The sequence below is a fragment of the Yokenella regensburgei ATCC 49455 genome (genome assembly GCF_000735455.1).
Taxonomy (GTDB): domain Bacteria; phylum Pseudomonadota; class Gammaproteobacteria; order Enterobacterales; family Enterobacteriaceae; genus Yokenella; species Yokenella regensburgei.
In genome coordinates, this window is record NZ_JMPS01000030.1 from 76258 (window position 1) to 83685 (window position 7428).

Here is a 7428-nt window from a genome sequence, read left to right on the forward strand (position 1 = left end):
CTTGTATCACTTAATCCGCAGCTCATAAGGAACCCTACATGCGTCAACGGACGATTGTCTGCCCCATTATTCAGAACAACGGCGAATATCTGCTGTGCCAGATGGCGGCAGATCGCGGTGTATTTCCCGGCCAGTGGGCGCTGTCCGGCGGCGGTACTGAGCCTGGAGAAACGATTGAAGCAGCGTTACTGCGCGAAATCCGCGAAGAGCTCGGCGAAGCGCTGGAAATCACCAGCGTTAAGCCGTGGACCTTTCGCGACGATACCCGGGTAAAAACCTATGCCGACGGCAGCCAGGAAGAAATCTACATGGTGTATCTGATGTTTGACTGCGAAAGCCGCAACCGCGAGGTGACCTTCAACGAAGAGTTTCAGGCTATTGCGTGGGTAAAACCGGAGGATTTGGGGAAATACGATCTCAACGTCGCAACCCGGCAGACCTTTAAAGACAAAGGATTACTCTAGGTTGTGTTGTATGCCCGGCAAGCGCAATGCACCGGGCATACTGGCAGCTTACAGCGCCATCAAACGGTCTAACGACGGGGCGAAGTAGTAGCCACCGGTGACCGGTTTGGTGAAACGCAGCATGGCATCACGTTTGCCGTCCGTATCGCCGAACATGCTCAGCAGCTGCTGTTCGATGTTATGCAGGCGAGCACAATAGGCGCAGAAGTAAAGACCATGTGTACCGCTGGCGGTACCATATGGCAGGCTCTGGCGAACAATTTTCAGCCCTTTGCCATCTTCTTTCAGATCCACACGGCTCAGGTGAGACGTCACCGGGCGGTCGTCGCCATCGATCTCTTCGTTGGCTTCTTTCGTACGACCGATCATCATCTCCTGGTCGTGAATACTCATGCGGTTCAGCTGGTTGAGGTTGTGCTCCCAGCGCTGAACAAACACATAGCTGCCGCCCGCATCGATGCCGTCTTTAATAACCGCGACTTCTCGGCGAGTTTCTTCACCCGCCGGGTTTTCCGTACCATCGACAAAGCCGCTGAGATCGCGCTCTTCAACCCAACGGAAACCGTGCACTTCTTCCTGCACGTCAATAGCATCACCGAAAGCGGCGATAGCCGCCTGAGCCACAGAAAAGTTAACGTCATGGCGCAGGGAAAGAATATGAATAAGCACGTCGTACTGGGTTGCCGGCGCGAGACCTTTACCGTAAGGGATGAAATCTTTCAGCTCTTCGGCTCCTTCGCCACCGCTAAGCTGGCGCCAGGTATCGTGACCAAAGGCCACCACTGCGCCGAGATGCGCGTCCGGGAACTTCGCCTGGAACGTCGCAAGCTTATCGGCGAACTGTTTGCTGCTTTCGCGCAGGGCGTTCACGTCCCCTTTGACATTGGCTTCAATCCAGACTGCCGCACGACAATGTTCTGGCAAAATACCGCTCTGAACCTGAGACATCGCTCCTCCTGAAATAAAGATGCCACGTCATCGTGGCATGTTGGCGCTTATTGTACCCGCTTTTGCAGAAAGTGCGGACCACTCAGATCAATTTAACGCTGCCAGATAATCCTGCTGACCTTCCAGTTTTTCAGCGTATCGTCAGAGGGCATCAGACCTTCCGGCCCGTTCCAGTTGCCGCTGAACAGGTAGCTGATGTGCTGGCTGTTTTTCGCTTTACACACCACGCTCTGGCTGTCTTCGCCACTGGCTTTCTGACAGTTACCATAGGCTTTGTCATAGATGCTGCTGAACGGCGCCCCCACGTTTACGCTACCGCTGGCAATGTTCGGGTCCAGCACATCAATACGGCTTACGGTTCCGGACTCACCGTTAATCACCATCGCCAGCTTGTCGCCCTTCAGCGCTTCAAAGTAGCGAACGATATTGCCGTTTTCACCTTTCATCCCGCTACGCAGGCGGTAGTCTCCGCTCAGCGCGTCACTGATAGCAGATTCGTTCAGCGGCGTGCTGCCACTGAGCTTGCCAACGCCCTGCTCTGTCACCTCAGTAGAAGAACCAAACCAGTTCCACGGATAGGCGGCAGACCAGTTCACCGAGCCCAGCGTCGAACAGCCGGTCAACGTCAGGGGAAGCGCGCAAAGTAATAAACGCAACGATTTCATCGACTCATCCTTTCTCTTTTTATTCAACGGCAGTTGGAGTGCGAAAATCCTAAAAAGTGCCGCCGGAGGTAAAACAGGCGTGTAAACGACGACTGGAAAGTAACCACCACAGCGCGAAGCCATCGAGGATCACAAGCGTCAGCCCAATGCCAGAGACCGCCTCGCCTCGCCACCACAGCAGCGGCTGCCAGAGCAGCAGTACCAGTTGAGCCGCTATCAGCAGCCAGCGAATGGCGCGCCATACCCGCGGATAGAGATGGCGACGGCCGCTCAATAAAAATGCGGCTACCGCCGGGACACCGGGTAGTAGCCCTAACCAGAAGTTATCGTGATCGGGATAGAACAGGTTAAGCAGGGTGTCGCCCTGCTGGCGCGAGGCACCGGCCATCACGAACAGCACCCAGGTACGTGCCTGAAGCAGTAAAATGCACCAGAAAAGCAGCGGCAGACGCAGCCGTCCCTGCGGATCATAATCCGAGGGTAAAAAATCAATACTCTTCATCTTCTATCAGGCGTTTGCCCAGAATCTCCACGTCGCCGTGTTCATAGCCAAGACGTTCATACATGCCAATAACCACATCGTTATCATCACGAACCATGATCTGAATTTTCGGGCAGCCGCGCGCAATGAGCTTTTTCTCAAGTCGATTCAGCAGCGCATTGGCGATACCGCGTCCACGGTACTCCGGGTGAACGCCAAGATAGTACGCCGATCCCCGGTGGCCGTCATAGCCTCCCATAATCGTGCCCACCACCTCACCGTTGACTTCGGCTACCAGAAACAGGCTGACGTCATGATTCACTTTGCGCTCAATGTCCATTTCCGGATCGTTCCATGGGCGCAACAGGTCGCAACGCTCCCACAAGGTGATAACCTCTTCGAAGTCTTGCTGGCGGAAAACGCGTATCTCCATGGTATTCCCCATTTTTCTGGCCTGAAAACAGTGATTATGGCGTGAACAGCCCAATTATCCAACATCCAGCGATTCATGACGAAAAAAATGGCATAATAGGCTGTTTGTCATGTATTGAAATGAAAAGTAAAACAATTCTCATTGAGAAGAGTCGTCAAGGCAAACACGATACGCTATAACATCTGGAACCAGACTTATACAACTCAGGCCGCATGAGCACTTTTAAACCTTTAAAAACACTCGCTTCACGCCGCCAGGTGCTGAAAGCAGGACTTGCCGCTCTGACGTTATCAGGGATGTCCAAAGCCATCGCCGCAAAAGAAGAGACGCTTAAAACCAGCAATGGTCACAGCAAACCTGCCGCGAAAAAACCCGGAGCCAAACGCATTGTGATGCTGGATCCGGGCCACGGCGGTATCGATACCGGCGCGATTGGCCACAACGGCTCAAAAGAGAAACACGTGGTGCTGGCGATTGCCCAGAACGTGCGCGCGATCTTGCGCAGCAACGGCATTGATGCCCGTCTGACCCGCACCGGTGATACCTTTATTCCGCTTTACGATCGCGTAGAGATTGCCCATAAACATGGAGCAGATCTGTTTATGTCGATCCACGCCGACGGCTTCACCAATCCGAGCGCGGCGGGGGCTTCGGTGTTTGCGCTTTCCAACCGTGGCGCCAGTAGCGCCATGGCGAAGTACCTTTCCGATCGTGAAAACGCCGCCGATGAGCTGGCGGGGAAAAAAGCGCGCGATAAGGATCACCTGTTGCAGCAAGTGCTGTTTGATTTGGTACAAACCGATACCATCAAGAACAGCCTGACGCTGGGTTCGCATATTCTGAAAACCATTAAGCCGGTGCATAAATTGCACAGCCGCAACACCGAACAGGCGGCGTTTGTGGTGCTGAAGTCACCGTCTATCCCATCGGTGCTGGTAGAAACGTCGTTCATCACCAACCCGAATGAAGAGAAGCTGCTGGGCACCACGGCGTTTCGGCAGAAAATTGCGAATGCAATCGCGACGGGCGTCATCAACTATTTCCACTGGTTTGATAACCAGAAAGCGCACGTGAAGAAAAGAAAATGAAACCAGATGTCCGGCAGGTGAAAGCCTTTTTACTGTCGTTGCAGGACCGTATTTGCCAGCAACTTTCCACCCTTGATGGCAGCCCGTTTATCGAAGATATGTGGCAGCGAGAGGGCGGTGGCGGTGGTCGCAGCCGCGTGCTGCGCGACGGTAACGTCTTTGAACAGGCCGGCGTTAATTTCTCCCATGTTCATGGCGACGCGATGCCCGCGTCCGCCACTGCACACCGCCCGGAGCTTGCCGGACGCAGCTTCGAGGCAATGGGTGTATCGCTGGTGGTGCATCCGCGCAACCCCTATGTCCCGACAAGCCACGCCAACGTCCGCTTCTTTATTGCCGAAAAACCCGGCGCAGATCCGGTATGGTGGTTCGGCGGCGGCTTCGACCTGACGCCGTACTACGGCTTCGCTGAAGACGCCGTGCACTGGCATACGGTCGCCCGCGATCTGTGTCTGCCGTTTGGTGAAGCGGTTTACCCGCGCTATAAAAAATGGTGTGACGACTACTTCTATATCAAACATCGCGACGAGCAGCGCGGCATTGGTGGGCTGTTCTTTGACGATCTCAACACTCCCGATTTCGACCAGTGCTTCGCCTTTATGCAGGCGGTGGGTGAAGGCTTCAGCGACGCTTATCTGCCCATTGTCGAGCGCCGTCAGGCAACGCCATGGGGCGAGCGTGAACGCGACTTCCAGCTCTATCGCCGGGGTCGTTACGTTGAGTTCAACCTGGTCTGGGATCGCGGCACGTTGTTCGGCCTGCAAACCGGCGGACGCACCGAGTCGATTCTGATGTCGATGCCGCCGCTGGTGCGCTGGGAGTACAACTGGCAACCGGAAGTGAACAGTCCGGAGGCTGCCCTGAGCGAATTTATCCAGATAAAAGAGTGGGTTTGATTCACCATAATGTGAATCAAGACACAGTCTTACGACAATCCCCGAAACCAGCCCTCCCCCGTTGATCGCGATCAAAATGAATCATACCGTCTGGTCGGTATGATTCGCCGCATGAGTACAGAAACCCTTCATCGAAAAAAAGATCCTGCACGCCTTCAGGCACAGTTACTTGAATCTGCGGCCATGATTGCCGGTCGCGATGGCATTGCCGCCCTCTCGCTTAATGCGGTCGCGCGGGAGGCCGGTGTCAGTAAAGGAGGGTTGCTGCATCATTTCCCCAACAAGCAGGCGCTGATCTTTGCCCTGTTTGCGCGCCTGCTGGCCATTATGGAAGAGGCGATTTCAGGATTGATGCAAAACGATCGGGTCGCCTACGGACGTTTCACCCGTGCCTACCTGAACTATCTGTCTGACCTGACGGATACCCATGAGAGCCGTCAGTTGATGGTGCTGTCACTCGCCATGCCGGATGAGCCGGTGCTGCGAAAATGCTGGCGCGACTGGATGCTGGAACATCTGGCGCAGGGGGATGAACTGGATAATGGCCCGACGGGGACGCTGGTGCGTTACGCCGCAGACGGTATCTGGTTATCAGAGCTAACGGAAGGACGGACAATGGATGCCGAACATCGGCGGTCGCTGGTCAGCAGTCTGAGCAAAATGACACTACCGGCGTAAATTCACGTCCGGCGCAAGACCGGGGAACCACCGATGCGTTACATCATCAATGCCAGCCTGATTTACGATGCCAGCAATGGTTCGCTAAGCCTGCCCGGCGGGCACGAAGCGGAAACCCAACTCTCGGTCACGGCCAACGCGCTGCTGCAGTTTTTTCTGCAGCATCATGATGTCGTTAGCCGCGAAGAGGTGCTGAAAAAAGTCTGGGACGATAACGGGCTAACCTCCTCCAACGCCAATCTCAACCAGTATCTCAGCATGCTGCGCAAGACCTTCCGTCAGTATGACATTGAGAACATCATCATCACTATTTCGCGTGGCAACCTGCAGCTTAATCCGCAGCTGCAGATTGAAACACTCGACGAGCCTTTTACCGGGACCAGCGAGGCACCGAAAACCGATATCGACACCGAGCGCATCGAGCCCGCGGCACCACCCCGCCCTGCAATGCGGCATCGTGGCCGCTGCTGGTATCTTGCCAGCGCCGCGCTGCTTGGCATTGCCGCTCTGCTTTTGAGTTTCACCCTCGCGGGTAAAAAACCTTTACGCCCGCTAAGCCTGACCCCGATGACCCACAGCCAGTGCGAACTACTGGCCAGTGAAGACATGCTGAGCTCGGTGGCCGCCAGCACCTACGGTAGCAATTTCGATGCCGTGCGCCAGCGCCTCAGTCTGAACTGTAAGCCTGGTGAGCGCTTCGTCTTTTTCTACGGCGATAAGCTGCAAACTAATGGGCTGGGCCGCGTCTTCCTCGCGCACTGCGCCGTTCATGAAGACAACGCCTTCAGCTACTGCGACAACTATTTTTACTACTCGTGGAAACCGCAATGACGCTCTCCCCGCGCACGACTTTTCTGCTCTCTGCCGCCCTGTTTACTGCCGTAGTGGGATACTGCGGATGGCAGCTCATTCCCGGGGAGACCCCCGGCATCATGGCCTGTTCAACGAAAGGCATCATGCGCTTTGAAAATATGGAGAAAGAGAACGTCAACGGCAATATTCACTTCAACTTTGCCGCCGGTGGCAAAGGATCAATCGTGGTGGAAGGCTACACCGATTCCGACGCCGGATGGCTGTACCTCCAGCGTTACGTCAAGTTCAACTACACCAGCAAACGCATCTCGCCCACTGAACGCCAGTATCGCATCAGCAAGTGGGAGTCCAGCGCCTCGTCTATCGATCAGTCGCCGGATGTCATCTTCGATTACTTCATGCGCGAGATGTCTGACAGCCACGACGGACTCTTTCTGAACGCCCAGCGGCTCAATGATAAAGCGCTCTTACTCAGTTCTATCAACTCCCCACTGTTCATCTGCACCCTGAAGTCCGGCAGCAAGTTTGACTGACTTCACAGTTCGCCATTTTCATCTTTTTCACCTTATTTAGCTTTGCATTTCCTCGCCCTTTACGCCGCCAGAATCTTGCCATAAACCACACTTATCATGTGGCTTAACTACCTTGCGCTTCCATCCTGTTAGCAATCCGCTAACAAAGTTAAACCCGCCTCCAGCCCCCTTTTTCACCACCTTATTGGCCGTCAAAAACACTGCCACCAAACAGCACATACACATAAAGACAGGGCTAAAAAAGCCTAAATATCAGAATAAAAAACCAAGAACATTCACTGACTGGATTTAAATTTCATTTCAGTTTGAAAGACCTATAGTGGCCGTGAACACCGATGCCGCCCGGCCAGGCCGACGCGCAGACGGTTTTCACATTCCCAGGACCCTTTTATGGAGAAAGCACAATGGGTGATGCATTAGGTCTGATTG

10 protein-coding genes are annotated in these 7428 nt (G+C 54.5%); 6 read left to right on the plus strand and 4 right to left on the minus strand.

From position 1 onward, the window contains the following. Positions 1-38: 38 nt before the first annotated feature. On the plus strand, positions 39-464 hold the full coding sequence (gene nudI, locus GYRE_RS09335) for a nucleoside triphosphatase NudI (protein ID WP_038254849.1): 426 nt from the start codon (positions 39-41) through the stop codon (positions 462-464). 48 nt (positions 465-512) lie between these two features. Here the strand turns inward: nudI and GYRE_RS09340 are convergent, their stop codons facing one another. From GYRE_RS09340 to GYRE_RS09355, 4 genes are all read right to left on the minus strand, one after another. Beyond that, a complete protein-coding gene (locus tag GYRE_RS09340) occupies positions 513-1412 on the minus strand; it encodes a Dyp-type peroxidase (protein WP_006821072.1) in 900 nt (299 codons plus the stop codon). 92 nt (positions 1413-1504) lie between these two features. After that, positions 1505-2077, minus strand: coding sequence for an RpoE-regulated lipoprotein (locus tag GYRE_RS09345; protein ID WP_038254851.1), 573 nt, complete (start codon positions 2075-2077; stop codon positions 1505-1507). Positions 2078-2126: 49 nt separating this feature from the next. Further along, positions 2127-2579, minus strand: a complete 453-nt coding sequence (locus tag GYRE_RS09350; RefSeq protein ID WP_006821074.1) for a DUF2919 domain-containing protein — start codon at positions 2577-2579, stop codon at positions 2127-2129. Beyond that, positions 2566-2991 carry a GNAT family acetyltransferase gene (locus GYRE_RS09355; protein ID WP_038254853.1) on the minus strand — a complete coding sequence of 142 codons (426 nt, stop codon included), beginning with the start codon at positions 2989-2991 and terminating at the stop codon, positions 2566-2568. Before GYRE_RS09355 ends, GYRE_RS09350 begins: the two co-directional genes overlap by 14 nt. Positions 2992-3203: 212 nt before the next feature. Between GYRE_RS09355 and amiA the strand changes: the two genes are divergently transcribed. The 5 genes from amiA to GYRE_RS09380 all read left to right on the plus strand — a co-directional run bounded on the left by amiA (position 3204) and on the right by GYRE_RS09380 (position 6999). Then, a complete protein-coding gene (gene amiA, locus GYRE_RS09360) occupies positions 3204-4079 on the plus strand; it encodes an N-acetylmuramoyl-L-alanine amidase AmiA (RefSeq protein ID WP_006821077.1) in 876 nt (291 codons plus the stop codon). Then, positions 4076-4975 carry an oxygen-dependent coproporphyrinogen oxidase gene (hemF, locus tag GYRE_RS09365; RefSeq protein WP_038254855.1) on the plus strand — a complete coding sequence of 300 codons (900 nt, stop codon included), beginning with the start codon at positions 4076-4078 and terminating at the stop codon, positions 4973-4975. The genes amiA and hemF overlap by 4 nt, the downstream gene beginning before the upstream one ends. Positions 4976-5074: 99 nt before the next feature. Continuing rightward, positions 5075-5653: a TetR/AcrR family transcriptional regulator gene (locus GYRE_RS09370; protein WP_006821079.1), complete on the plus strand. Its 579-nt coding sequence runs from the start codon at positions 5075-5077 to the stop codon at positions 5651-5653. 33 nt (positions 5654-5686) lie between these two features. Next, a complete protein-coding gene (locus tag GYRE_RS09375) occupies positions 5687-6484 on the plus strand; it encodes a winged helix-turn-helix domain-containing protein (protein WP_006821080.1) in 798 nt (265 codons plus the stop codon). Next, positions 6481-6999, plus strand: a complete 519-nt coding sequence (locus GYRE_RS09380) for a FidL-like protein (protein ID WP_038254858.1) — start codon at positions 6481-6483, stop codon at positions 6997-6999. The genes GYRE_RS09375 and GYRE_RS09380 overlap by 4 nt, the downstream gene beginning before the upstream one ends. The last annotated feature ends 429 nt before the right edge of the window (positions 7000-7428 follow it).

Excerpts from the sequence above, each read along its gene's own strand:
- nudI (WP_038254849.1), top strand. The coding sequence starts at position 39 with ATGCGTCAACGGACGATTGTCTGCCCCATTATTCAGAACAACGGCGAA.
- GYRE_RS09340 (WP_006821072.1), bottom strand. The coding sequence starts at position 1,412 with ATGTCTCAGGTTCAGAGCGGTATTTTGCCAGAACATTGTCGTGCGGCA.
- GYRE_RS09345 (WP_038254851.1), bottom strand. The coding sequence starts at position 2,077 with ATGAAATCGTTGCGTTTATTACTTTGCGCGCTTCCCCTGACGTTGACC.
- GYRE_RS09350 (WP_006821074.1), bottom strand. The coding sequence starts at position 2,579 with ATGAAGAGTATTGATTTTTTACCCTCGGATTATGATCCGCAGGGACGG.
- GYRE_RS09355 (WP_038254853.1), bottom strand. The coding sequence starts at position 2,991 with ATGGAGATACGCGTTTTCCGCCAGCAAGACTTCGAAGAGGTTATCACC.
- amiA (WP_006821077.1), top strand. The coding sequence starts at position 3,204 with ATGAGCACTTTTAAACCTTTAAAAACACTCGCTTCACGCCGCCAGGTG.
- hemF (WP_038254855.1), top strand. The coding sequence starts at position 4,076 with ATGAAACCAGATGTCCGGCAGGTGAAAGCCTTTTTACTGTCGTTGCAG.
- GYRE_RS09370 (WP_006821079.1), top strand. The coding sequence starts at position 5,075 with ATGATTCGCCGCATGAGTACAGAAACCCTTCATCGAAAAAAAGATCCT.
- GYRE_RS09375 (WP_006821080.1), top strand. The coding sequence starts at position 5,687 with ATGCGTTACATCATCAATGCCAGCCTGATTTACGATGCCAGCAATGGT.
- GYRE_RS09380 (WP_038254858.1), top strand. The coding sequence starts at position 6,481 with ATGACGCTCTCCCCGCGCACGACTTTTCTGCTCTCTGCCGCCCTGTTT.